Below are 23,498 nucleotides of genomic sequence, written 5' to 3'. Positions count from 1 at the left end.
GTTTTGTTAAAGCAGATCGCGATATTTCTTAGGAGTCACACCGACAATTTTGCAGAATGTCTTACTAAAGTGACTTTGGTCGTGAAATCCGACTTGCTGGGAGATATATTTTATTGATAACTCCGGTTCTTTTAACAACTGTTTTGCTTTTTCAATTCGGCACTGGGTCACGTAGTGATGGGGCGTGACTCCAGTCGATTGTTTAAACATACGGCTGAAATGATAAGAACTAATTTTTACTAAATTAGCAAGTTCACTTAAGTGCAAATCTCGGTTTAGGTATTCATTAATGTAGTGAATAACTACCTGCAATTGGCGCGGGTCAAGACCGCCTCGAACATCTCGCCGATTCGGTTTTTGCGCGCCATAGCGGTGCAGTATTTGCAGTGAAAGCGCGTTTTTCAGTGCATCGACATAAAGAGTACCGTTTAATCCGCCTGATTCCAGTTCGGTTTTGAGAGCCCAGGCAATTCCGCTAATCAACGGATCGCGGGTTTGCCATTGCGGTATAATTTCAATGGGATTTGAATTGAGCGATTCGCAAACTGTATTGTCGAAGTCAGTAGGTTCAAGAGCGATCGCCATAAATTCATAGTTTCCGGCTGCAACTGTTTGGAAATAAGTACCAGCAGCAGCGATGAAAATCTGCCCACTTTGCCACGATTCGCTACCGCAGTGTTTCCCGTTCACTGTTCCTTTTAGTGTTGCTGAATTGAGCATCAAGGCAACCGTGTGCTGTTCGAGACAGTGTTCGGCACATTCGTTTGGCGGCTGACAGTGATATTCGACATGAATTCCTTGCCACTTTGCGCCGTGACTCGACAGGATTGCGGGACGCGGGAGAATCACTTTCATCGCGTCTGTCTGGGCAAAATCAAGAATTAATGGTTCCTGTGGGGACATAGCGGGCACCTGCTGGACGAGTTGCTATTTTGTAGTTGACACCTCCTCGCTTTTCTACAGCGAGGATTCTTCTAAGCATCCGAGTGCCTTCGGGACTGACCGTCGGGACACAAATCAGAGTTAAATCTGCAACAGCTTTCCCAGCGTACAAACGTAAAATACATAAAATGTAATACTTACTGGTATTTTACGGAACAATCATGCACAGACGAGTTTTCCAGATTGCGATTTTACTTTTCCTCCAAGTCGTCCTGGTTTTAGGCCCGTGGGCCGGGCCTGCGGCGGCCCTAACTCCTGAACAGCAGCTATTGAGCGAAGCTTGGCGAATTGTCAATCGCTCTTATGTGGATGACAGCTTCAACTCTCAAAACTGGTGGTCGATTCGCCAAAAAGCTGTAAAGCAACCGCTTAATGACAGACAGCAGACTTACACGGCGATTCAGGGGATGCTGGCGAAACTCGACGACCCCTTTACTCGACTACTGAAACCCGAACAGTACCGCAGTTTGCAGGTCAACACTTCGGGAGAATTGACGGGCGTGGGGCTGCAAATTGCGATCGACCCCCAGACAAATACCCTGACTGTGGTGGCTCCTTTGGCTGGCTCACCGGCAGATAAAGCTGGCATCCAACCCCTCGATCGCATTCTGAAAATTGATGGCACTCCTACCTCAGAATTGACCCTAGACGAAGCAGCAACTCGAATGCGCGGCCGCATCGGCACTGCCGTTACCTTGACCTTGGGGCGCGAGGGAAGGGACGTTGCTGAGGACATTCAGCTAGTGCGCGATCGTATTGCTCTGAATCCGGTTTACGCCGAATTGCAGTCGGGGTCGGAAAATTTGCCGGTGGGCTACATTCGCTTGAGTCAATTCAGCGCTAACGCCACTGAGGAAGTCGCTCACGCGATCGACCGCTTGGAAAAACAAGGAGCCGCCGCCTACATTCTCGATTTGCGGAACAACCCAGGCGGACTGTTGCAAGCTGGAATTGAAATTGCCCGCTTGTGGCTCGATTCCGGGACGATCGTCTACACGGTGAACAGACAAGGCATTCTCGGCAGTTTTGAAGCCTCTGGACAAGCCCTAACTAACGATCCGCTGATTGTTTTGGTCAACAAGGGAACGGCCAGTGCTAGCGAAATTTTGGCGGGTGCGCTGCAAGATAACGGCAGAGCTCAACTGGTAGGAGAAAAGACTTTTGGCAAAGGACTGATTCAGTCGCTGTTTGATTTGTCTGACGGTTCCGGGTTGGCCGTGACTGTTGCTAAGTACGAGACACCGAACCATAAAGATATTAACAAGCTGGGGATTTCGCCCGATCGCGTCGTGCCTTTGGAACCCATCGCGCGCGATGAAATCGGCACCGCAGCAGACTTGCAATATCAAGCTGCACTGCAACTACTGAAAGAAAAAACCGTGCTGGCAAAGTCAGTATAAGCCGGAGTTTGAAGTTTTGAGATTGCAACAGGTAACAATACGCAGGTCTGTCTGTCTCTGCGTTTCGTTCCCCAAGACAGACAAGAATCATCCTAAAAACTCTTTAAGTCAAAAGTGATATCACGTCCGACAGATCCATCTGTCATTGTTCGCTGTGCGAAGCAATGACATACAAGAATGATGCCAACCGGACGTGATATCAAAACCCAAAACAGCCGTTCTCTTAAGGTTGCGGGGTTGATTCCTCGGCTTCGGGTACATCGGCTTCTTGCAAAATGACCTGACGCTGCTGCGGGTCAGCTTGGTTGCTTTGCTCTTGCATCACAGTTTTAGCAAGACTAGGATCAAAGTAGCGGTTAAAGTCCGATCGCGACTGATTTACTCGCCCTTGGGTAAGATTGACTTCAGCTTGGATTTCGTGCAATTTTTCTTGCACCGCCCGGTAGTGAGGCCAAAGCTGAAGCAAAGCAGAAGTGGCACAGACTGAAAGTACCATGTTGACTGCCAACTTGACGCCTGTTTCGGCCGCGAGGGTTTGGTGAGGGTAGGAACGCTGGCGGCTGCTGCTGCGACGAGGAGTCACCCGAGGGGAGTTTTTTACAGGACGCAGTGGGGTAACGGGGGGTTGAATCGCTTGCATAATTTTTTTTCAAATACCTGAGACTGACGTTTTGGAGTTCAAAAGAGCAAATTCTGAGCTTAACGCACACTCGCCACTGTTTGTCAGCGTGCTGACAGCCAAAATTGTTGAGACAAAGGTGACACGTGAAGACGGAATTTCCCCATAAAAATGCCTGCCCTTGCAGTCTCGTCTTGCTGAACACAAACAATCTACTGCACTGGGGCAGCAATTGTCTGTATCTGTAATGCGAGAGATTTAACTGGTCAGGCAGGCGTTTTGCGGTTCGCAACTGGTGTCTGGAAACTATTTGTACAGTTCAGTTGACAGCCGGAAAGCCAAGATTCCGGGAATCAAAGCAATTACGAGCGCTACGTAGACTTGGGTATCTGTTAAAGACATATTCGCAAAACTCCTTTTCGCGGGGACGAGCTTTCACCAATTTGAGATAAATTGGCACTTTTGGGAATCATTTGTTACAACTTGCAACAAAAATGCTGCCTCCGGGGGGGAGTGGCCTAGTGGCCGAGTGGCCGAGTGGCGCAGTTTGTGAGTGTCGGAGGGGAAATTTTTTCCTTGTTTCCTGGGACTGCTTGCTTCGGAGGTTGTTCGGACGATCGCCTCCCACAGAATTACCGCGTTAGGTTAAGATTTAACTAATGCGAATGGGAAGTCTCGCGCTCTACCGAAGGTGAGCGTCGGGATGAAAACGCAGCCCGAAAACAAATTGAGCGACAGCGAATCAATATCCTTTTTGTGCGCTATGATAATTTTATCGGTATTCTGTAACCTTGATAAATGTATAAAGCTTACAAGTACAGAATTTATCCCACAGATGAGCAAAATGTCTTGCTTGCAAAGTCTTTTGGCTGTGCGAGATGGTTCTGGAACTATGCTTTGAATCTATGTCAAGAAACTTACAAGAATACTGGCAAAGGACTATCTAGGGCATACATACAAGGCTTGCTCCCTGCACTCAAAAAAGAATACGAATGGTTAAAAGAACCTTATTCTCAATGTTTGCAGGTGGTTGCATTGAATTTATCTACTGCCTACAAAAACTTCTTTGACAAGAGGGCGATGCTGCCCAAGTTCAAAGCCAAGCATGGCAGGCAGTCGATCAGCTACCCTCAAAATGTCAAATTCGACGGTGACTATATCAACCTACCTAAGATTGGTTTAGTTTTCTGTCGGCGACATCGTGATTTTGAGGGCGATATCAAGACCGTTACCGTATCTCGCAACCCGGACGGTAAACATTTTGTTTCTGTTTTGATTGACGATGGGAAAGAACAGCCTGAGTTAGTCCCAGCAGATAAAGCTATTGGCATTGACGTAGGGTTAACTCATTTTGCGATTACCAGTGATGGTTCTAAGTTCGGCAATCCCAAGTATTTCGTCAAACGTCAACGAAACTTAAAACGTAAACAACAAAAGCTCGCTCGCAAAAAGAAAGGCAGTCAAAACAGGAAAAAGGCAAGACGGGCAGTGGCAAAAGTTCACTCCAAGATTGCCCGATGCCGGGAAGATTTTCTACAAAAGCTATCCCGCAAGATAGTTAACGAAAACCAAGTTATTGCAGTAGAAAATCTCAATATCAAAGGCATAGTCAAGAATCATAATTTAGCCAAAGCCATTAGTGATGTTGGCTGGGGTATGTTTTGCACAATGCTGAAGTACAAGGCTGAAAGTGAAGGTAAACAATACATTGAGGTCGATCGATGGTTTCCTAGCTCAAAAACTTGTCATGCCTGCCTAAATCAAGTTGAGCATCTCACTCTTGATGTTAGGGCATGGACTTGTAAACATTGTGGTACTCATCATGACCGTGATGTAAATGCAGCCCTCAACATTAGAAATGAAGCCTTGCGGATTTTGGCGTTAGGAACTAGCGCTTCTGCCTGTGGAGGGGATGTAAGTCGATCTGCTGGCAAAACTTCGGTTTTGTTGGACGCGCCGCCCCGTTGAATCAGGAAGCCAGCGCTGTACCAATGAAGTGGTCAGCGTCTGGTAGTTCACGTGAAGGTGACACTAAATGTTAGACAGAGCGGGTAATTTGCGCTGCGCTCGACCCTTGCCAATCTTAGGTGCACAAAATAGTTAATGATAGATCAATTTCTCGACGCTTCACCCAATTTTGGAGTTGACGGCTTTTTATTATTGTTGGTTTTGGTGGCTTTGGAGGCTGTACTTTCGGCTGACAACGCGATCGCCCTGGCGTCTATTTCTAAAGGTTTAGAAGATGCCAAGCAACAGCAAAATGCTCTCAACTTGGGTTTGATAATTGCTTTTGTACTGCGGATCGCCCTAATTTTAACGGCTACTTGGGTGATCCAATACTGGCAGTTTGAGCTGCTTGGTGCTCTCTACCTGCTGTGGCTTGTTTTCCAACATTTTACTTCAGATACAGACTCCGAAGGAGAACATCACGGGCCCAGATTTGCGTCTGTGTGGCAAGCAATTCCCATGATTGCTTTTACGGATTTAGCGTTTTCATTGGATAGCGTTACTACTGCGATCGCCGTTTCTGACGACACTTTTATCGTCGTAACAGGCGCTACTATTGGAATTATTGCCCTGCGATTCATGGCCGGGTTGTTCATCCGCTGGCTGGATGAGTTCGTTCACCTAGAAAGTGCTGGTTACATCACAGTTGGGTTCGTGGGAATGCGGTTGTTGGTGAAAGTAATTAATCCCGATTTAGTTCCTCCGCAATGGCTGCTAGTTTCCAGTATCGTCTTGATGTTTGTCTGGGGATTTTCTAAGCGCACTCCCGAACCAGTCGAAATTGCAAAATCTCTAGAAATGGCTTTGAATCATCCGGATTCAGAAGTTGCTGTGCCAGAATCGCAAGGACAAAAGTCCGAAATTTAACATACTTTCATCACAATAAAATTAGCTTAAATCTGTCAAACCAACAAGATTAATGGCTGGTTAAAACCTGCAAAAGCCTTTCATCCCGGTGACTTTAGTCCGGGCATGAAAGGCTTTTATTTTTTAATATTGTTTTTTTCACTAGCCGATCGAACTCAGAGGAGTACAATTGAGCCTATGGGAAGGCAGTTATCAAAATCAAACTCAGCAATGGTTAGGCTGGTGGGATAGCGAGGGGAATTGGTTGCTGAGGGGGTTGGTGGCATATTGGCCCTCACAGGCGATCGATCCGAATCTGATTTTAGCGTTGGTGGTTGCTGTATTTTTTGAGGCTTTAGGGAAATAAAGCGGGCGAGGGGAAGAGGTTGTAGGCGATCGCATTTCACCTGTTGGTAAAAAATGTAACCTTCCTGTTGAGTGGCTACAAATAACCTTTTCTACATAGGGCAACGGTTTTAGATTCTTTTTCGGGAAGGTCTATTAGCAATTAGCCATTAGCTATGGCTTAGGCTTACCGACAAAGAAAGCTAAGGGAGAATTATCACCACAAGATAACCGAACTTTAGAACCAATGGGAAAAACATTTCCTGTGGTTGTAAGTGCATATAACTTTTCGCCAGACGGAGTCTTTAAACAATAACGATTTTCTCTGCCTAAAAATTGGCGATCGCAAACCACAACAGCCGAATCTTCATCTAAGAATAAACTTAAATCTTCCTGCCGGATCATCAATTCTCCTTCGGTAGAAACATCACAAGGAACTTTTACCAATGAATCTCCTTTAACAGCAAAACAACCTACTTCTGTTTCCCAAAAATCCTGCTTCAGCGATGCAGACACAAAATTAGCTTGCGTCACAAACTCAGCCACAAATCGAGATGCTGGTTCTTGATAAACTTCCTCTGGAGTGCCAAACTGTTCTAATTGACCTTGACGCATCACCGCTACCCAATCTGAAATCGAAAGTGCTTCTTCGCGATCGTGGGTGACAAATACACCAGAGGTTCCCGTTGCTTTGAGAATCTCGCGGACTTCCTGACGCAATCTTAACCGTACTTGTACATCTAAATTACTCAACGGTTCATCTAGTAAAATAATCGCAGGTCTAGGCGCTAAAGCACGGGCCAGCGCCACTCGCTGTTGCTGACCCCCGGATAATTCATGGGGATAACGATTTTCCAATCCTTCTAATCCCACCAGCGCTAAAGCTTCGGCGACACCTTTGTGAATATTATGCTTTGACTCTTTTCCTTGATGCGTCAAGCCAAAAGCTACATTTTTCGCGACTGTCAAATGAGGGAAGAGTGCATAGTCTTGAAACACCATACCAATGTCTCGCTGTTCCGGCGGAACTGACATATTAACACTGGCTACAGTTTTTCCTGCTAAAGCGATCGTCCCTGCTTGTAGCTGTTCAAAACCAGCAATTAACCGCAGCAACGTTGTTTTCCCACAACCCGATGGCCCCAACAACCCCAGTATATCTCCTTGATGTAAGGTCAGGGTGACAGATGCCACCGCAGGTGATGCTGCTTGGGAATACTGTTTTGTTACACCATCCAAATGCAGAATTATCGATCGAGCCATTATTGCTATAAATAATCAACAACTTACTATTCTACAATATACCAGTTTAGTGAGATTAATTATCAGAAAGCCTTGACAAATGTTTACACCTACTGATAAACTAGCAAGCTAGACTTTTTACTAGCAATGAAAAATTCCCAAAAATCACTACACCAAACAGGAATCAGGACAATCCAATGGCGATCGACCTTGCGCGGTTTATCGGGTAGTGGGTGGACACTTGCGGTTATCGCTTTAGCATTGCCGATCGCCATACCAGTGATCAGTGTCTTATCCAGTATCTTTTTTGAAGCTAAAGATACATGGCAACATTTAACCGATACAGTTTTAACCCGTTATATCGTCAACTCTTTATGGTTAATGATCGGTGTAGGCTTGGGCGTTGTCGTGATTGGCGTAGGATGTGCGTGGCTAGTAACAATGTGTCGCTTTCGGGCGAGTCGCGTATTTGAATGGGCATTACTCTTACCCTTAGCGGCCCCAGCTTATGTCCTAGCTTATACTTATACAGACTTTTTAGAATTTTCCGGCCCAGTTCAAAGTGCTTTGCGTTATATTTTTGGCTGGAGTTATGGAGACTATTGGTTTCCTAACGTGCGATCGCTCCCAGGAGCAATCTTAATGCTAATCTTAGTTTTATATCCCTACGTCTACCTATTAACACGAGTTGCATTTTTGGAGCAATCAACTTGTACCCTAGAAGCTAGTAGAATACTTGGCTGTAGTCCGTGGCGGAGTTTTATTACCGTTGCCTTACCAATGGCCAGACCCGCAATTGTAGCAGGTTTAGCACTGGCATTGATGGAAACTCTCAATGATTATGGCACTGTTCAGTATTTTGGAGTTGATACATTCACCACAGGTATTTATCGGACTTGGTTTGGCATGGGAGAACGAATTGCAGCTAATCAATTAGCTGCCCTGCTATTATTATTTGTTCTGGGTTTAATTTTACTAGAACGCTGGTCTCGGAGTCGGACTAAATATTATCAAGCTAGCAGCCGCTATCGCCAACTACAAACTTATCAACTTAAAGGAATTAGGCAAATTTTAGCGGTAACTGCTTGTTTGATGCCACTATTTTTTGGTTTTTTATTGCCAGCCGGTCTTTTAGTAAAGTTGACCTTAGCTAACTGGCAACTCACCTTAGATGAACGCTTTTGGATCTTTGCCCGTCATAGTTTAATTTTAGCCACCCTGACAGCAATTTTGGCCGTAGTTATCGCCTTGATTATGGCTTATGGCTTACGGTTATATCCTAATTTAGGAGTGCAGTTTGGAACGAAAGTTGCGGCAATGGGCTATGCTGTACCTGGTTCTGTGATTGCAGTGGGGATTATGGTTCCCATTGGAAAATTTGACAATCTATTTGATAGTTGGATGCGTGAAAACGTGGGAATTTCTACAGGCTTGCTGTTAAGCGGTACGATCGCAGCTTTGGTATTTGCCTATATAGTTCGCTTCCTAGCTGTTTCTTTAAATGCCGTGGAGTCAAGTTTGAGCAAAATTAAGCCTAATTTAGATGATGCGGCGAGAAGTTTGGGTTATAGCCCGATGCAAACTTTAGTTACAGTTCATACACCAATGATGACGGGAGGTCTACTAACTGCCATGATGTTAGTATTCGTTGATGTAATGAAAGAGTTACCTGCTACTATAATTATTAGACCGTTTAACTTTGATACTTTGGCTGTGCGAACTTATCAGCTTGCCTCAGATGAACGATTGGCTGAAGCTTCTGGCCCAGCATTGGCAATTGTTTTAGTGGGGATGTTACCGGTTATTTTATTAAGTTGGAAAATTGCGCGATCGCGCAAGTCTTCAACACTATAACCGCCACATCTCTTCCCTGCTTGCAGAGGTGATTGCTTCTTTTAAAGCTATAGTCCGACAGGGGTTTTAACCCCTGTATCATAGCGAAAGTCGTCTGAAGACGACTAGACAGCTATGATTTCAGTCGGTTGAAACCGACTTTAGCTATAAGAGGGGGAATTTATTCCCTGGCGGGTTTCAGGAGAATGTATCAACCCTTTATCCCTCTTCCTTTTTCCTTCATAAATCAAGATGATTAATAAAAATTCAGCAATGTTTACCCGCACTACTGGCACAATTTCCTTGTTACTACTTACTATTTTTGTCACCTTTGGATGCCAAAAACAGGTGGCTGGTCCCCTCGAAACATTACAAAAAACTAAGCAATGTCCAGGATGTGACCTGACTGATATCAAGTTAAGTGACCTTGATTTAACAAGCGCTAATCTCAATGGTGCTAAGTTGGAAGGTGCTATGCTAGAAAATGTCAAACTTAATGAAGCCTTACTCGATAGCGTCAATCTCAAAGGTGCAAATTTAAAAGGTGCTTCTCTGGAAAAAGCAGGTTTATCTGCCGCCGATCTCACAAATGCTGATTTGAGTAATGCAAATCTCAAGGGGGCTTTTTTGCGAGGGGCAAAACTGAATAATGCCAATCTTAGTAATGCCAATTTAAGTGAAACTGACTTAAATAGTGCTGATTTGACAGGGGCAAACCTGAAAGGGGCAAACCTCAAAGGCGCTATAATGCCGGATGGTAAAATTAAAAATTAAAGTTGATGGGATTCGGCGGTTGAAACCGCCGAATCAGAAAGAGTAGCTTCTTGTTCAAAAAGCCTCTATTTCCATCCTGCGCGATCGGTAATCTTTAAAGCTTCGGGGTTATTTTTCCCAAACACATCAGGGTTGAGAGGGTCAGATTTGAATGTACCAAAACTTGCAACCACAGGATCGATCGCCACATTTGAAATCACAGGGTATTCGTAATTACCCCTAGCAAAAAGTTGTTGCGCTTCGCGACTGGCTAAGTGTTCCAAGAATTTGGTCGCGCCTGCTTTGTTACGGGAGGTTTTGACTACACCACCCCCACAAATATTGACGTGGGTACCGCGATCGCGCTGGTTCGGGAAAAATACACCTACTTTCGCCGCGATCGCCTGTTCTGCGGGATCTTTCGATTTCATTAAGCGAGCTACATAATAGGTATTAACAATGGCAATATCGCCTACCCCATCAGCAACCGCCTTGATTTGGGCTGTATCATTTCCCTCTGGAGGACGCGCAAAATTAGCCACCAATCCTCGCGCCCAAGCTTCTGTTTTTTGAGCCCCATGAGCTGCTAACATAGCCCCAACCAGAGATTGATTATAGATATTAGTGGACGATCGCACTAAAACTTTGCCTTTCCACCGAGGTTCTGTCAGCGCTTCATAGGTTGACAACAGGGAAGGGTTCACCTTGCTTTTGTTATAAACAATCACCCGTGCCCGGCGCGATAGACCAAACCAGAAACCTTGAGGATCTCGCAAACTTGCTGGAATTGCCGATGTCAGGACTGTTGAAGAAACAGGTTGCAGAATACCTGCTTGTTTTGCCCGCCACAAACGCCCACCATCCACCGTGATGAAAACATCAGCGGGGCTATTTGCACCTTCACTTCTGATCCGTTCAATTAGTTGGTCAGCATCCGCTTCAACAAGGTTAACCTTAATCCCAGTTTTTTTGGTGAAGCTTTGGTACAACTCATTATCAGTGTCGTAGTGACGTGCTGAATAAAGGTTGAGGGTGCCCGTTTGGGCTGCGACAGGGGCTTTTTTGGTTAGTTCCCCCACTGCCACCACAGCCATTGCTGTACCGCTGGCAAGAAAAATACGCCGAGAAATGCTCATTGTTCTATAATGATAGATTTTTTCATCTGGTAATTGACACGATGGTGTATCTACAGCCATCTATAGTCAGTGCTTTACTATATTAATGCAAGTAATTCTTATTTGATGATCAAAAGCGTAACTATTTTAGGGCTGACGCACTCGTGGTCAGAAATCCGGTCTCGACTTCGCTCAACCGGCGGTCTTTTTTACGACAAGACTTTGTGGTAGCCCGCAGATTAGGTAAAAAATTGACCTTGCACAATTTGCACAATTTGAAGATGATTATTGTAGGGTGTCCCCCCTCCTGTGAAAATACACGCCTTCGGACTCATGGGCCCATCAAAAAAAAAAATCAAAATCCTCCCGCTATTATGCAACGTCAAAAAATTTGCTTATGAATTTCTTGATGCGTCGAGAACTGTATTTATGACAAATATTTTTGCTGAATAGGTATCACAACACTTGTTTGCAATAGACATCTCCAAAAACTCCCCAGCCCTATCCCCGTAGGTTTCTGACTCTCTGCCATCAAAGGGCAGACAGTGCTTTTACTAATTGTGAGCGACAACAACTTTTAGAGGTTTTATTAAATTTGGCCCACAGGGTAAATTTAAAAAGATTGCTTAAACAACCTCGCGCTCCCAAAAAAAAGCAAGAGCCATCTCCCAACCGATTAGCGTCACCGCCATGTATCAACGGTCAAACTTCCTGACCAGGCTCAACAGCCACCCAGACGCGGGCTAGCTGTGAACACCCTACAGTTAGTCAGTTGCACACTGCTAGCCCTACTGATTATTTGTGTCGAATTAGCTCGTAAATTTCCACATAGTCTTTAGCTGGATATTTCCACGAATTATCACAATTCATGCCTTGAAGCATGAGTTTTTCAAATTCATCATGATAGTCATACCACAATCCGATCGCCCGATCGAGCGCCGATTCTAAAGCCGAGTAGTCGGTTTGGTAAAACACGTAACCGTTGCGTTCTTCTGGGAGGTGGCGGGTGTCGTAATCTCGATCGAACACAGTATTGACCAAACCGCCAACTCCCCGCACCACAGGAACAGTACCGTACCTCAACCCAATCATCTGAGTCAGCCCGCAGGGTTCGTAATTACTCGGAACCACAATCATATCCCCACCCGCATAAATTAAGTGTGAGAGTTCCTCATTAAAACCTAGTTCTAAATGGCAGTCGGGATTGTCATTTAAAAAGTATTTTTCGTGCTGGAAATGAGCGTTAATTCCCGCTTCCGTCGCGGAACCCAAAAGCACGAATTGCGCTCCCTTACTCAGAGAGTAATAAATTGCATGGTGGACGAGATGAACGCCTTTTTGGTCGTCCAAACGACCGATAAAGGTAATAATAGGCTTGTCAGCATCGCGCAGGAACAGCCGATCGCGCAAAGCTTTTTTAGTTTTGGCTTTTCCTGCCAAATCATCCTTAGTGTAGTGGTGCGGAATGTAGCGATCGCTTTCGGGATTCCACACATCATAATCAATGCCGTTGAGCACCCCGCGAAACTTCTCTTGATACAAGTGTAAAGTGTGACCCAAACCGTAGCCAAACTCGCCGAGGTGAGCTTCCCAAGCGTGGTGTGGCGAAACTGTGGTAACAAAGTTCGAGTAAACAATGCCGCCTTTCATAAAGTTGATAGCAAAAGGGTTAAAGTTATCTCGGAGGCGATCGTAATCAAAATAATAATCCTCTCGATTCAAACCCGTTGCATTCAAAATATCGCTACCTCCCATGCCTTGATGTTTGAAATTGTGAATGGTATAGCAGACTCGCTGATTTTCCATCCAATTGTATTTGTAAATTTCAAACAGCAAGACTGGCACCAAACCCGTTTGCCAGTCGTGACAGTGAATCACATCGGGACGCTTGTTGCTTCTGAGCAAAAATTCCAAAGCGGCTTTGCTGAAAAATGCAAACCGCATATTGTCGTCATTGCAGCCGTAATAACAGCCGCGATTAAAAAAGTTATCTTGAGAGCGAGGTTCGATGAAAAAACACAACTGCCCGTGCACCCAGCCGCACAAGACATCGCAGAGGATTTCGCCGCCGTACCAGGGCACAGCCAAATCCCGGTAGGCTTCGTGAAGTCCCCAAATGTGGTCGTACCTCATGCAGTCGTACTTGGGTAGAATAATCTCGACGCAGTGACCGGAATTCTGCAACTCCCGGCTCAAGCCGTAAACTACGTCGCCCAAACCTCCTGCTTTGATGACGGGGGCGCACTCCGAGGCAATTTGTACTATGTACATTTTTTTTCTCGCTCCTGGATGAATCAAAAAAATATTTTCTTAACTTGACAAAGTATATGATTTCTAGGCAGATAAGCAAGTCGGCCATTGGGAATACAGGGAAAATAGGCGCAGCTAGCCGATGTTGAGACGGATTTGGGCGATCGGACTGTTGCTTAAAATACAGGTAAGGACACGGCACTGCCGTGTCCCTAATGTGCCAAATTGCAATCGATGAGCTGTTTTTCCAGGTTTTGCGACAATCAAACTAATTTGTCAAATCCATTCGTTTTGAGCGATCGCATCTCCTGTCGCTGTCAATAACTCAACCCAAACCCATAGCATCATTTTCACATACTAATAATTTACCTTTCCCCTGATAATACCAAACATAACCCTCTCCACCCCCTTTGCCAAAATGACCTAATTTTCGATAATCTTCTTCAATCCCCTTGGTAAATCCTTTAACCAAATCGCAATCAGCTATCAAAGTTTCACCTTGTCTGAGTTCGACAACCTTAGCCGGGGAATTTGTAGCAGCTACAACAGTAGCTTTTTGCTCGCGCAAAGCTGTAACAGCAATTCTCCACCTACCGTCATTAGAAGCAGCCACTTGTCGGAATTTCAGTTTTTTAGCACCGATAACTACATTGTCCGAACAAAACTGAAATATACCGTCATCAAACTCCCACTGCTCCCCATCCGAAAGCTCGATCGGCGTATAATGCAGGAAATGCCCTTTTTGTCTCGGTTCCAGTTTCACCGTACCAATCCCTTGATATACGGGAGCGTTGTAGTCCATTTCCGTTGTCAAAGATACCCACATATCTTTCAAACGGTTATCCGTTTTATAAACACCGGAAGTCAATTTCCCCATACACCAATGCAGCGCACCTTTTTGAATAATCACACCCGAATTGTTCAAGTTAATTTCCGCTTGTTGAACCAACGGAATATTCTTAGTGGGATGGTAAAACTTGTTGGTTTCTTTATTGATGTTATTTTGGACGTACCACAAATCCGTTGGTTCCAAAAGCTTGATTTCGTATTTCATAATTTACCTCGCCTATTTACGTGAAATGTGTTAAACATTTTACCCAAGATTAGGAGCTTCCGCGCTCCCGGACTTATCTTGCGAAATTTATCTTTTGCAGACTTGCTCTGCTACTGTTAAAGTATCTAGCTATCTTAGCAATAGCAGACAGTGCCCCTCCACAATTGTTGAGAAAAACTTATGCCTGCGATCGCACAGTCTCCCAATTCACCCATTTTACAAGAAATCAACTCAGGATTACCCAATATTTGCGGCTCCGAAGCAGAAATCAGTGCCGCAGCCAATAGCAACGAACCAATCTTTCTACCTACCACAAATCTGCGCCTGGAAAACATTCAAGCCGGATTCGCCTGCGCCCTGCATATGCACCAACCGACAATTCCTGCCGGTGCAAACGGCGAACTGATCAGCAATCTCCAGAATATGTTTGAACATCCCAACCAAGGAGACAATCACAATGCCGGAGTGTTTGCTTGGTGCTATTCTCGGATGGGAGAATTCATTCCCCAACTGATTGGCGAAGGCTGCAACCCGCGAATTATGCTCGACTATTCAGGCAATTTATTGTGGGGATTGCGCCAAATGGGACGCGACGATATCTTTGATAATCTCAAGCGGATTACCTGCGATCCTCAATATCAACCTCACGTAGAATGGCTGGGCACAATGTGGAGTCACGCCGTCATTCCCTCAACTCCCATTCCCGACATCAAACTTCAAATTCAAGCATGGCAACATCATTTTGCGGCAATTTTTGGCTTGGATGCCCTGAAGCGGGTTAAAGGTTTTTCGCCCCCAGAAATGCACTTTCCCAATCACCCAGATACACTGTACGAATACATCAAAGCTTTGAAAGAATGCGGCTATCGCTGGCTGATGGTGCAGGAACATTCTGTAGAAAATCCCGACGGTTCGGGATTGTCGCAAGACCAAAAATATATTCCCAACCGTTTAGTTGCCCGCAATTCTCACGGCGAAACAATCAGCATCACGGCTTTGATTAAAACTCAAGGTTCCGATACAAAATTGGTCGGTCAAATGCAGCCTTATTACGAAGCGAAAGGACGCAATAAACAGCAAATTGGCAATGTCACAGTTCCTTCTTTAGTCACTCAGATTGCCGACGGCGAAAATGGTGGCGTGATGATGAATGAATTCCCCAGCGCTTTTGTCAAAGCTTGGCACGAAAACCGCGAACAAGGCGGGGGAAAATCCGGCGTTGTCGGTTTAAACGGCACTGAATATTTGGAGATGATTGAAGCGGCGGGGGTTAATCCTGATGATTATCCGATTTGTCAGGGGATTAACCAGCACAAAATCTGGCACCTAGTCGATCCTGATAGTGCTACACCGGAAAAAGTGGAAAGTGCGATCGCCCAACTCAAGCAAACAGACCATAATTTTCACATGGATGGTGCTTCTTGGACAAACGATTTGAGTTGGGTGAAAGGTTACGAAAATGTCTTGGAACCGATGAATCTACTCAGCGCAGCATTTCACAAAAAATACGACCCGCTGTTGCAGCAAGATGCGACCGTTACCAAGCAGTTTGAATACCAGCAAGCTTTGCTTTACAATTTGTTGGTGCAAACAAGCTGTTTCCGCTATTGGGGACAGGGAACTTGGACTGATTACGCGCGGGAACTTTACAACCGCGGCGCTGCTTTAATGAAGTAGGAAAAGTTGGTAATTGCGATCGGGCAAATAGCTGCGGATCGGGACACCCCACAGCCTTTCGTCGTGTCAACTTAAGACTAAAATTCTCGTATCTCTCGCTTGTAGCCGAGTAATGATGAGGTTGTCACCCCGTCATTACTCGCCCACAAAATACAAAGACGATCGCGAGAGAGATTGAGAGTTAGTTACCCCCCTGTATCAAATGCTTAATGACTTCGCGCATCGTGTCGCTCAGAGTTTTGCCTGCGCTGGTGGCGTATTTTTCTAGTTGTGCCTTCTCCACTGGAGTCAGATAAACTGTGATTGATGCAGTCCGTTTGGTGGTGGGGTTATGAGATTCCGGTTGACGGTTGACTGAGTAGGATTCTAGGTCAAAGAGTGTTGTTTGGATATATGAAGTGTTCATGGGTTGTTTGATAGTTCGATATTTGGCTTATGTCACCAGTGTGATCTGCTGTTTGAAGTTTGCAAAGTTGTAAGTGTTCAACTGGTTGAACGTGCAACGGTTGAACAAGAGTTGAACAAAATTGCGAGGGGATTCTGAAGTGCCAAGACCTAAAAAAAACAAGCAAGCGGGAGACGCCTTTAAAAACTTATTGAAAGAAAAAGGCTTCTCGCAGCGTAAGCTGGCGAAAGAAACTGGTTTAGACGGGGGTTTGATTAGTAAGATTGCAACTGGAGAGACTGCCGAACCTAAAACAACAACGCTTGAAAAAATAGCGAGTGTATTAGGAGTTGATTTAACTGAATTAATTAAAATATTTACTCAGCCTCCGGTGCGATCGCACTCGTCCGAGCCAGCAGAAAATTTACTATTACCACAAGCAGATATTGCAGCAAAAGCAGCTTTCGAGAGTTCAGAGTTTTTGAGTAGTGATTGTGCGATCGCATCTTCTCCTTCAGAGGATATAGAGGCGCTGGTGGAGAAAGTGCGATCGCATTTCAACAAAACGCTCCAAGACCAGTGTGCAAACTTATGCACATTTAACCTGTCCTATACTCCTATGCTGGGAAATCTTAGCAGGATGTATGTTCAGACTAAACTAAATGAAGCTCAAGGCTTTGGAGCCGGAGAATTTAGTCAGGAACGGCAATTATGGGATGAGGTAGTGCTGAGACATTCAAAGCTGATGGTATTAGGTAAACCTGGTGCAGGTAAAACTACATTACTACAGTATATTGCACTTAATTGTGAGGAAATTGAGTTTCAACCCAAGTTAGTACCTATTTTTATAAGTCTGGAAACTTTGGCTGAAAATGCCAAGCGTTCCGATGAAATTGATATATTAGGATACATTCAAAACAAATACTGCTGTAGTAATGTTTCAGAACAAGAACTTAAAAGTTTACTGAACCACGGCAGACTGTTGTTTTTGCTTGATGGTTTAGATGAAGTTATCGAAGAAAAAATTAGTATTGTTAAGTCACAAATTAATCATTTAGTTGATATTTATAGCAACAATCGATTTATAGTCAGTTGTCGAAAGGAGTTTCCAGCATATCAATCTAAAAAATTTGCTCATTTTCGTTCTTACTTAGTAGCTGATTTTGAGAAAACTCAGAGAGACGATTTTATTAAACAATGGTTTGATGAAGTTGCAGTGATTGCACAACCAGAACAATCTGCCAAAGCAAATGACTTAATTAAAAAGCTGGATCTGCCCAAAAATCAGCGAATCCGAGAACTGACCGATACGCCTCTGTTACTCCATCTAATTTGTCTGATTTTTCAAGCAAGAGGAGATTTACCGTCTAAAAGAGTTGAGCTTTACAGAGAAGCAATAGATTTATTACTAGAAAAATGGAATCAATTTAATGAGCGTTTACACATAGATGTAGTTGAATTCAAAAAATTCTTAAGACGTATAGCAGTTATAACCTTTGAGGCGGGCAAGTCTTATTTTGAAGAAGCAGAAATTTCGCCACTTATTGCGAATTATTCTCAAAGTTTATCCACTACTGAAGTTTTATCTGGTCTTATTGTAAAAAAGGGATGGAAACAATATGCTTTTTCTCATCAAACTTTTCAAGAGTATTTGACTGCCGAGGAATTGCTAAGCTCTCAACAGGGTTGTCAGCAACTCGTCGTTCACATAACTGAAGCACGTTGGCGAGAAATATTTTTGCAGGGTGTTGAGATGTTGTCCCCAGCAGATAGCTTATTGCAACTAATTAAGCAACAACTTGATATGCTCATGGCTACTGATACAAAACTCCAGGAATTTCTTAGGTGGGTAAGTAAGAAATCGAATTCAGTTAATGTTTCTTACAAACCAGCAGCCGTTCGTCTTTTTTACCTTACCCGCGCTCGCGCTATTGCTATCGCCAGTGACCCAGACTGTGCTGGCAGCGCTATTGGTAGCCTTATTGAGGTTACTACCACTAACACTATTGCCACTGGCTTAGATATTGATATCAACACCACAACTGACATAGATATTGCTATCGACTATATAAGTGCTCTTGCTATTAGTAGAACAATTGCTACCTCTACAGCAATTAATATTTTTAATCCTGATGTTATCTTTAATGCTATCACTAGAACTCTCGACGCTATCCTAAAAAAAGATACTAATTTTGAGTTTAAGGAAACAATTGAACAATTGAAAAATTACTTACCTGTTTCAAAGAGAGATATATTTAGGGAATGGTGGGCAAATAATGGTTTAGAGTGGACTAAAAACTTAAGAGATGTGATAATTCATTATCGTAATATTGGTCAGGATTGGCAGTTCACAGAAGCGCAAAAAAAATTGCTTGTTCAGTATGATCAGGCTAATAAATTTTTGATGGAATGCCTAAACAGTGGTTGTAACGTCTCACCTGAAGTCCGATCGCACATCGAAGACAACCTATTTTTACCCCTTGATTCCTCACTCAGCTAGAAAAAACAGGGGAAAAGATGCTCAAGCTGAACGGGATTGTCACTCCGTCAGAGTAGAGTCTCGATTTCCCCATGCCCGATGCCCCATTCCCCATTCCCAAAATCTTACATTTCCTGCATCAGCCGCAAATAATTTTGCCGCATCTGCGTCATATTTTCCATCATTCTATTAGCCATATCTTTCTCAACATCGCTCATTTGCTGCCAAAATAAAGCAGATCGCCTCGCCATAATTGCTTCTTCCCACAACATCTCCAAAAGTTGCGCCGCCATTGGGTTTTCAGCATCGATAATCCCACACAATTGCTGGAAAGCCCGGTTGGCTTCGGTGTGACTACCAACATCCTGAGCCAGGGTCAGGCATTTTTTGAGTTGTACGATCGGGTTTTCAGAAGAGTAAGCCATAATTTCACTAAGATAAGCGACAAAATTTACACTGATACCTTTGACATTACTAGAGTTGTGACACAGCCGTAGAGTTCCCTACATACCAGCGCCAAGGCAAATCAATTCCTTGAGAAATCCCGATCCGCGTAGTTTGCACAAAATTTATTGTACCCTCCTCCACAGCTTGCTGAAAGTTCTCGCTCCGGTGTTCCAACCGCAGCGGTTGGTCTGCACCCAAGGGAAAACCGCTTAAAGTTCGATCGATATCAAGCACCTTACACAGTTTCCCAGGCCCGGCGGCGAGGCGCGATCGCTTCTTATCGGGAATTCCAGCGAACCCCTTGGGAACCGCATCTACCTGCAAAGCTCGAATCAGCACAGCACTAGCAACTCCCTCTGCATCCGTCACCACGTTAAAACAGTGATACATCCCGTAGATTAAGTAAACGTAGCTCATACCCGCAGGCCCGAACATCACCTCATTGCGAGAAGTACGCTGTCGATAAGCGTGACAAGCGGGATCTCCCGGGCCGTAAGCTTCGGTTTCGACAATCATTCCCCGAATTGTCTCGCCGTCAGGAAACTGCCGCACCAGAGTACAGCCCAGCAAATCTGGCGCTACGCTGGTAGATGGCCGCGCCAGCCAAAAAGATTCTACAATCTGAGTATTTGCACTCACTCAACAACAGCAGGTAAATTATGGACGTTAAGTTAGTTTTAGCAGTCTTGACAGCAGTTTTCACCGTTTGCTGTCTGTTCTTCGGTACAAAAAACGGATTCTACGATACTGACAAGTATCACGGTAACGGTTCTGCTCACTAATTTTAAGCGTGCAGTTAATTTCTTAAAAAACCGCTGCCTGAAAAACAGGCAGCGGTTTTCTTTCGATTTAATCGATTTAAACAGTATTTGCTAGTTTTACTAAGGATGAATTGTGCCATCTGGCATTTTAGCTTCTTGCAAGCTAGCATTCGAGAAGTCCGCGCATCCCATGAGGTTAAAACGCATTGTCGCTCCTTGCTCCGTTGCTTTCATATTGAAACCAACTACTGCATTTTCTGGGTTATTCTGTTGTGGAACAGCGGTGACATTAAAATCCATATTTGCTTCTTTTTCATTAGCCTCAAGGTTGAAAGTGATGCCGGCACAGCCCAAATCAGCTCCCGTGAGGTTGGCTCTATTTAAGTTGGCATTTGTGAGGTTGGCATTGGTCAACTTGGCTCCTGATAAGTTAGCACCTTCTAGATTAGCTCCCTGCAAGTTGACTCCTTGCAAGTCTAATCCTTTTAGGTTGGCATTGGTAAAATTGCAATCGGGACACTGTTTGGTTTGCAGCAATTCCTTGACTTGGTTTTGTTGATTTGAAAAAGTTAGATATTTAGCCGCAGTAAATACAACTGCGATGGACAATCCAGCAGTAAATAAATTATTTAATTTCATAAATATCCGAAAAGCTGCGGGGGCTTTCTCTCGCGGTTAATAGATTTCTACAAGAGTGCGCTCGACCTCTCCAGAATTTCTACAACAAAATTGCAGGCATCTCCCACAAGCAGTCCGGCGTAATTAAAGACCGCCAGACTTCTACATCCCGCCTCCTTTCCCTCCCCAGTGCTGCTTTGAGCTTCGCACTCGTCCCGTCCGTCTGCTTCACTTTGCTTTGAGCAGTCCACAAACGGAATTTATTCTTACCCGAAGGCGCGCATTTGCATATACCTCCAGACTGAAATAAAAGAAACTTTATTTATATCCCTGGAATGAGCAAATTTTCGAGAGAATTGAGGATGATTAAATAGAAACGCAATACCGTACCTGCGCTGTTGATAAATTCTCAGCAACTACTTTGGTCAAAATTGCTTTGAGAAATTAATTTACTCTAAAAACTGTTAGCAGCAGCTCAGGTTCCTCAACCTCGCGAGAACACACCCTACCTAAAATCCCGACAATTCGGAGCGGCAATGAACACAATCAAACCCGAACCCAAAAGATCGCGCTTCATGGCTCTGCTGCTGACAACGCTGCTGACCTTTCCCTTTGTGAGTGCTTGCGGTTCTAACGAGCGAACTTACGCTCCTCCGCCTCCTGTGGACGATACTCGCGCTGGAGGAGTGCAAACTAATCGTGGCTCCACTCCTTCCCCACAAGCGAAAAAAGGACTGAGCAATGCTCAAAAAGTTGGGATTACTTTAGTAGGAGCAGCGGCCCTTTACTACATCTACAATCAGCACAAAAATAAACAAGAAAAGGGGCCCCAGGGAAAACATTACCTTTCCAAAAACGGTCGCGTTTACTACCGCGATGCCCAGAATCGCGCTCACTGGGTAACGCCCCCGCCTGGAGGAATTAAAGTTCCGGAGTCCGAGGCAGCGCGTTACCGCGAATTCCAGGGCTACAACAACCAAAATACCGGTCGTGACCTTACTAGCTTGCCGGAAGCTACAGCTCCTGTTCCGGCACAGTAGTGTAACCATTTAAGATTTTAGATGGCAGGTTCTGTGACTTTCAATTAAATCTGGGATTCCCAATCTAAAACAGTCGTTTTTCAACACATAAAAAAGAGGAACTTTATCATGGTAGACGGATTTTTGCGGAAGTTAAAAGATGCGATCGTCGGGCCAGACAGCGAGCAAGTCGATCCTGATGGCTATTACGAAGATGCCTCAAATCCCGGACAGTACGGCAACGTGACTCCAGCCAGCGAAGACCCCTACGGCGACCCGGCTGGCTACGGACAGTACGGCAACGTGACTCCAGCCAGCGAAGACCCCTACGGCGACCCGGCTGAGTACGGAGAGTACGGCAACCTGACCCCGGCCAGCGAAGACCCCTACGGCGACCCGGCTGAGTACGCCGGTACCGACTACGGACAGTTCGGCAACCTGACTTCCGCCAGCGAAGACCCCTACGGCGACCCGGCAGACTACGTAGCGGATGCTGGAATGTTCGGCAGCGTGAGTCCAGCCAGCGAAGACCCCTACGGCGACCCGGCGGATGAAGAAGGCTTTAGTTAACTCAGTTGGCTATAAAAATTACCTGGTAAGCAACAGCACCCCTACGGGGGTGTTTTTTTTCTGGAGAACTAGCAGCAGTATGTTATGTCATTTACAGAGAGGTTGAGTTTTGCATTTTTTTTATGTTTTGCTCGCATAGTTTTTTTTTGTGTTATCTTATAAAAAGCAGAGAGATTTTTAGGAGCTATGGCACAGGATGTTGCCCACGAACAGCACGTCAAATGGCTGAAAGAGCAAATTGACCAGCAGAAGTCAGAACTTGCTGAGGTAGAGGCGAAAGCTGTACAACTAAAAGCAAGTATCGTTTATTACGAGCATATGCTGGCGGTGGCTCATCAGGAAGTGGCATCAACACTGACAGACATACCTTCGGAAACAGAAGCACTTGCTTTGAATGGGGGTCAAGTAGCTTCGACAAGTTCTCTTGCTGGAGACGAAGATCTAAAAGGAGGTCTACCCAATATTAGTCTTGCTTCTGAAGATGCAAGTCTTGAAAAAGCAAGCTCTCAAAACAGACCTCAGCGCAGCCCAATGGACATGAAGCGTCCTCTGTACGTGGGGCTGACCTTTGCAGAATCGATAGAAAAGATTTTGAACGATCGTCAACAGCCAATGCTAGTCGATCAGATTGTCGAAGTCATATTTGACACGGAATCTGCAGAAGAATTTTGGCGAGCCAAAAACTCCTTGAGCGTAGAATTGCGTCGGGGCGCAGAGCCACAATACAAAAGGTGGAAAAAGCTTTCTCGAAATATTTATGCTTCAAATTCGTTTAACGAACAATCAGCCTCAAATACTGGGAGCAGCATAATGACACCGCAAATGAGATTTTCCTTAACAAACAGCGACGATGCTTTGAGTTCCTAATTCAAAGTATCGTCGCTGCATTTTACTTGGGGATGTGGCGGAACTGGAAAACGCATCCGGCTCCTAACCGGACAACCTGCCAGGGTTTTGTGGGTTCGAGTCCCACCATCCCCACAGATAACAACCTTGCTCGGTAGTGGCTTTGGGCTATACACCTGAGCTGCAAGAATTTAATTTCTTGCGGTCTAGACTTGTTAGAGTCGATAGGGGCATTTCTACCCCTACCTCTCCTTCAGAACGGAACGTGAAGCTTTCGCTTCATTCCGCTC

Annotated in this window: 22 protein-coding genes, 1 tRNA gene and 1 pseudogene; 13 read left to right on the top strand and 11 right to left on the bottom strand. The window is 44.9% G+C overall.

Annotated elements, in window-relative coordinates:
* Positions 1–6: 6 nt before the first annotated feature.
* Complete coding sequence (locus QUB77_RS29095) at positions 7–903, bottom strand: AraC family transcriptional regulator (RefSeq protein ID WP_333180419.1); 897 nt, start codon at positions 901–903, stop codon at positions 7–9.
* A gap of 200 nt (positions 904–1,103) precedes the next feature.
* Here QUB77_RS29095 and ctpA point away from each other — a divergent pair, with 200 nt between their 5' ends.
* Positions 1,104–2,342 (top strand): carboxyl-terminal processing protease CtpA, encoded by a 1,239-nt coding sequence (gene ctpA, locus QUB77_RS29090; protein WP_333180418.1) that lies wholly within the window; start codon positions 1,104–1,106, stop codon positions 2,340–2,342.
* Between the two features lie 223 nt (positions 2,343–2,565).
* On the opposite strand, the gene QUB77_RS29085 is transcribed toward ctpA, so the two are convergent.
* Both QUB77_RS29085 and psaM read right to left on the bottom strand, forming a co-directional pair.
* Positions 2,566–2,982 (bottom strand): slr1601 family putative cell division protein, encoded by a 417-nt coding sequence (locus QUB77_RS29085; protein WP_333180417.1) that lies wholly within the window; start codon positions 2,980–2,982, stop codon positions 2,566–2,568.
* 285 nt (positions 2,983–3,267) lie between these two features.
* Complete coding sequence (gene psaM / locus QUB77_RS29080; protein WP_015174804.1) at positions 3,268–3,363, bottom strand: photosystem I reaction center subunit XII; 96 nt, start codon at positions 3,361–3,363, stop codon at positions 3,268–3,270.
* 396 nt (positions 3,364–3,759) lie between these two features.
* Between psaM and tnpB the strand changes: the two genes are divergently transcribed.
* From tnpB to QUB77_RS29065, 3 genes and pseudogenes are all read left to right on the top strand, one after another.
* Entirely contained in the window at positions 3,760–4,929 is a 1,170-nt protein-coding gene (gene tnpB / locus QUB77_RS29075; RefSeq protein WP_333180416.1) for an IS200/IS605 family element RNA-guided endonuclease TnpB, read from the top strand.
* Positions 4,930–5,064: 135 nt separating this feature from the next.
* Positions 5,065–5,835: a TerC family protein gene (locus tag QUB77_RS29070; RefSeq protein ID WP_333180415.1), complete on the top strand. Its 771-nt coding sequence runs from the start codon at positions 5,065–5,067 to the stop codon at positions 5,833–5,835.
* Between the two features lie 148 nt (positions 5,836–5,983).
* Positions 5,984–6,091: pseudogene (locus QUB77_RS29065) on the top strand (Uma2 family endonuclease); the annotation flags it as partial.
* Between the two features lie 242 nt (positions 6,092–6,333).
* On the opposite strand, the gene QUB77_RS29060 reads toward QUB77_RS29065, so the two are convergent.
* Complete coding sequence (locus QUB77_RS29060) at positions 6,334–7,422, bottom strand: ABC transporter ATP-binding protein (protein ID WP_333180414.1); 1,089 nt, start codon at positions 7,420–7,422, stop codon at positions 6,334–6,336.
* Positions 7,423–7,548: 126 nt separating this feature from the next.
* Between QUB77_RS29060 and QUB77_RS29055 the strand changes: the two genes are divergently transcribed.
* Together QUB77_RS29055 and QUB77_RS29050 are read left to right on the top strand one after the other, a co-directional pair.
* Complete coding sequence (locus tag QUB77_RS29055; protein ID WP_333180413.1) at positions 7,549–9,255, top strand: iron ABC transporter permease; 1,707 nt, start codon at positions 7,549–7,551, stop codon at positions 9,253–9,255.
* A gap of 231 nt (positions 9,256–9,486) precedes the next feature.
* Complete coding sequence (locus tag QUB77_RS29050) at positions 9,487–10,008, top strand: pentapeptide repeat-containing protein (RefSeq protein ID WP_333180412.1); 522 nt, start codon at positions 9,487–9,489, stop codon at positions 10,006–10,008.
* A 65-nt stretch (positions 10,009–10,073) separates the two neighbouring features.
* Here the strand turns inward: QUB77_RS29050 and QUB77_RS29045 are convergent, their stop codons facing one another.
* The 3 genes from QUB77_RS29045 to QUB77_RS29035 form a co-directional block, all read right to left on the bottom strand.
* Positions 10,074–11,123, bottom strand: a complete 1,050-nt coding sequence (locus tag QUB77_RS29045) for a Fe(3+) ABC transporter substrate-binding protein (protein ID WP_333180411.1) — start codon at positions 11,121–11,123, stop codon at positions 10,074–10,076.
* 774 nt (positions 11,124–11,897) lie between these two features.
* Positions 11,898–13,373 (bottom strand): glycogen synthase GlgA, encoded by a 1,476-nt coding sequence (glgA, locus tag QUB77_RS29040; protein WP_333180410.1) that lies wholly within the window; start codon positions 13,371–13,373, stop codon positions 11,898–11,900.
* A gap of 304 nt (positions 13,374–13,677) precedes the next feature.
* Complete coding sequence (locus tag QUB77_RS29035; RefSeq protein ID WP_333180409.1) at positions 13,678–14,406, bottom strand: AIM24 family protein; 729 nt, start codon at positions 14,404–14,406, stop codon at positions 13,678–13,680.
* A gap of 180 nt (positions 14,407–14,586) precedes the next feature.
* Here QUB77_RS29035 and QUB77_RS29030 point away from each other — a divergent pair, with 180 nt between their 5' ends.
* Entirely contained in the window at positions 14,587–16,083 is a 1,497-nt protein-coding gene (locus QUB77_RS29030; protein ID WP_333180408.1) for a glycosyl hydrolase family 57, read from the top strand.
* Between the two features lie 181 nt (positions 16,084–16,264).
* Here QUB77_RS29030 and QUB77_RS29025 read toward each other — a convergent pair whose 3' ends face one another.
* The gene (locus QUB77_RS29025; protein WP_333180407.1) at positions 16,265–16,489 is read right to left on the bottom strand and encodes a plasmid mobilization protein; all 225 of its coding nucleotides are present in this window, start codon (positions 16,487–16,489) and stop codon (positions 16,265–16,267) included.
* Between the two features lie 139 nt (positions 16,490–16,628).
* Between QUB77_RS29025 and QUB77_RS29020 the strand changes: the two genes are divergently transcribed.
* Positions 16,629–18,968 (top strand): NACHT C-terminal helical domain 2-containing protein, encoded by a 2,340-nt coding sequence (locus QUB77_RS29020; protein ID WP_333180406.1) that lies wholly within the window; start codon positions 16,629–16,631, stop codon positions 18,966–18,968.
* Positions 18,969–19,072: 104 nt separating this feature from the next.
* On the opposite strand, the gene QUB77_RS29015 is transcribed toward QUB77_RS29020, so the two are convergent.
* The gene (locus QUB77_RS29015; protein ID WP_333050161.1) at positions 19,073–19,372 is read right to left on the bottom strand and encodes a hypothetical protein; all 300 of its coding nucleotides are present in this window, start codon (positions 19,370–19,372) and stop codon (positions 19,073–19,075) included.
* A 49-nt stretch (positions 19,373–19,421) separates the two neighbouring features.
* Positions 19,422–20,033: a DNA-3-methyladenine glycosylase gene (locus QUB77_RS29010; RefSeq protein WP_333180405.1), complete on the bottom strand. Its 612-nt coding sequence runs from the start codon at positions 20,031–20,033 to the stop codon at positions 19,422–19,424.
* A gap of 20 nt (positions 20,034–20,053) precedes the next feature.
* On the opposite strand from QUB77_RS29010, the gene QUB77_RS29005 reads away from it, so the two are divergent.
* A complete protein-coding gene (locus QUB77_RS29005; RefSeq protein ID WP_006633228.1) occupies positions 20,054–20,176 on the top strand; it encodes a hypothetical protein in 123 nt (40 codons plus the stop codon).
* 99 nt (positions 20,177–20,275) lie between these two features.
* On the opposite strand, the gene QUB77_RS29000 is transcribed toward QUB77_RS29005, so the two are convergent.
* Positions 20,276–20,794 (bottom strand): pentapeptide repeat-containing protein, encoded by a 519-nt coding sequence (locus tag QUB77_RS29000; RefSeq protein ID WP_333180404.1) that lies wholly within the window; start codon positions 20,792–20,794, stop codon positions 20,276–20,278.
* Between the two features lie 515 nt (positions 20,795–21,309).
* Here QUB77_RS29000 and QUB77_RS28995 point away from each other — a divergent pair.
* The 4 genes from QUB77_RS28995 (at position 21,310) to QUB77_RS28980 (ending at position 23,343) form a co-directional block, all read left to right on the top strand.
* Positions 21,310–21,813 (top strand): hypothetical protein, encoded by a 504-nt coding sequence (locus tag QUB77_RS28995; RefSeq protein ID WP_333180403.1) that lies wholly within the window; start codon positions 21,310–21,312, stop codon positions 21,811–21,813.
* A 108-nt stretch (positions 21,814–21,921) separates the two neighbouring features.
* Entirely contained in the window at positions 21,922–22,362 is a 441-nt protein-coding gene (locus tag QUB77_RS28990; RefSeq protein WP_333180402.1) for a translation initiation factor, read from the top strand.
* A 186-nt stretch (positions 22,363–22,548) separates the two neighbouring features.
* Positions 22,549–23,229 (top strand): hypothetical protein, encoded by a 681-nt coding sequence (locus tag QUB77_RS28985; RefSeq protein WP_333180401.1) that lies wholly within the window; start codon positions 22,549–22,551, stop codon positions 23,227–23,229.
* A gap of 28 nt (positions 23,230–23,257) precedes the next feature.
* A tRNA-Arg gene (locus tag QUB77_RS28980) sits at positions 23,258–23,343 on the top strand.
* Positions 23,344–23,498: the final 155 nt, after the last annotated feature.

Source organism: Microcoleus sp. AT9b-C3 (assembly GCF_036705485.1).
Classification (GTDB): Bacteria; Cyanobacteriota; Cyanobacteriia; order Cyanobacteriales; family Microcoleaceae; genus Microcoleus.
The sequence above is the reverse complement of the archived record's forward strand: the minus strand, read 5'-3'. Positions and strand labels throughout refer to the sequence as shown.

Coding starts and splice junctions, on each gene's coding strand:
- QUB77_RS29035 (WP_333180409.1), bottom strand. CDS start 14,406: ATGAAATACGAAATCAAGCTTTTGGAACCAACGGATTTGTGGTACGTC.
- QUB77_RS29060 (WP_333180414.1), bottom strand. CDS start 7,422: ATGGCTCGATCGATAATTCTGCATTTGGATGGTGTAACAAAACAGTAT.
- ctpA (WP_333180418.1), top strand. CDS start 1,104: ATGCACAGACGAGTTTTCCAGATTGCGATTTTACTTTTCCTCCAAGTC.
- QUB77_RS28995 (WP_333180403.1), top strand. CDS start 21,310: ATGAACACAATCAAACCCGAACCCAAAAGATCGCGCTTCATGGCTCTG.
- QUB77_RS29070 (WP_333180415.1), top strand. CDS start 5,065: ATGATAGATCAATTTCTCGACGCTTCACCCAATTTTGGAGTTGACGGC.
- QUB77_RS29055 (WP_333180413.1), top strand. CDS start 7,549: ATGAAAAATTCCCAAAAATCACTACACCAAACAGGAATCAGGACAATC.
- QUB77_RS29045 (WP_333180411.1), bottom strand. CDS start 11,123: ATGAGCATTTCTCGGCGTATTTTTCTTGCCAGCGGTACAGCAATGGCT.
- tnpB (WP_333180416.1), top strand. CDS start 3,760: ATGTATAAAGCTTACAAGTACAGAATTTATCCCACAGATGAGCAAAAT.
- QUB77_RS29050 (WP_333180412.1), top strand. CDS start 9,487: ATGATTAATAAAAATTCAGCAATGTTTACCCGCACTACTGGCACAATT.
- QUB77_RS29095 (WP_333180419.1), bottom strand. CDS start 903: ATGTCCCCACAGGAACCATTAATTCTTGATTTTGCCCAGACAGACGCG.
- QUB77_RS29030 (WP_333180408.1), top strand. CDS start 14,587: ATGCCTGCGATCGCACAGTCTCCCAATTCACCCATTTTACAAGAAATC.
- QUB77_RS29015 (WP_333050161.1), bottom strand. CDS start 19,372: ATGGCTTACTCTTCTGAAAACCCGATCGTACAACTCAAAAAATGCCTG.
- QUB77_RS28990 (WP_333180402.1), top strand. CDS start 21,922: ATGGTAGACGGATTTTTGCGGAAGTTAAAAGATGCGATCGTCGGGCCA.
- QUB77_RS29025 (WP_333180407.1), bottom strand. CDS start 16,489: ATGAACACTTCATATATCCAAACAACACTCTTTGACCTAGAATCCTAC.
- psaM (WP_015174804.1), bottom strand. CDS start 3,363: ATGTCTTTAACAGATACCCAAGTCTACGTAGCGCTCGTAATTGCTTTG.
- QUB77_RS29005 (WP_006633228.1), top strand. CDS start 20,054: ATGGACGTTAAGTTAGTTTTAGCAGTCTTGACAGCAGTTTTCACCGTT.
- QUB77_RS28985 (WP_333180401.1), top strand. CDS start 22,549: ATGGCACAGGATGTTGCCCACGAACAGCACGTCAAATGGCTGAAAGAG.
- QUB77_RS29000 (WP_333180404.1), bottom strand. CDS start 20,794: ATGAAATTAAATAATTTATTTACTGCTGGATTGTCCATCGCAGTTGTA.
- QUB77_RS29085 (WP_333180417.1), bottom strand. CDS start 2,982: ATGCAAGCGATTCAACCCCCCGTTACCCCACTGCGTCCTGTAAAAAAC.
- glgA (WP_333180410.1), bottom strand. CDS start 13,373: ATGTACATAGTACAAATTGCCTCGGAGTGCGCCCCCGTCATCAAAGCA.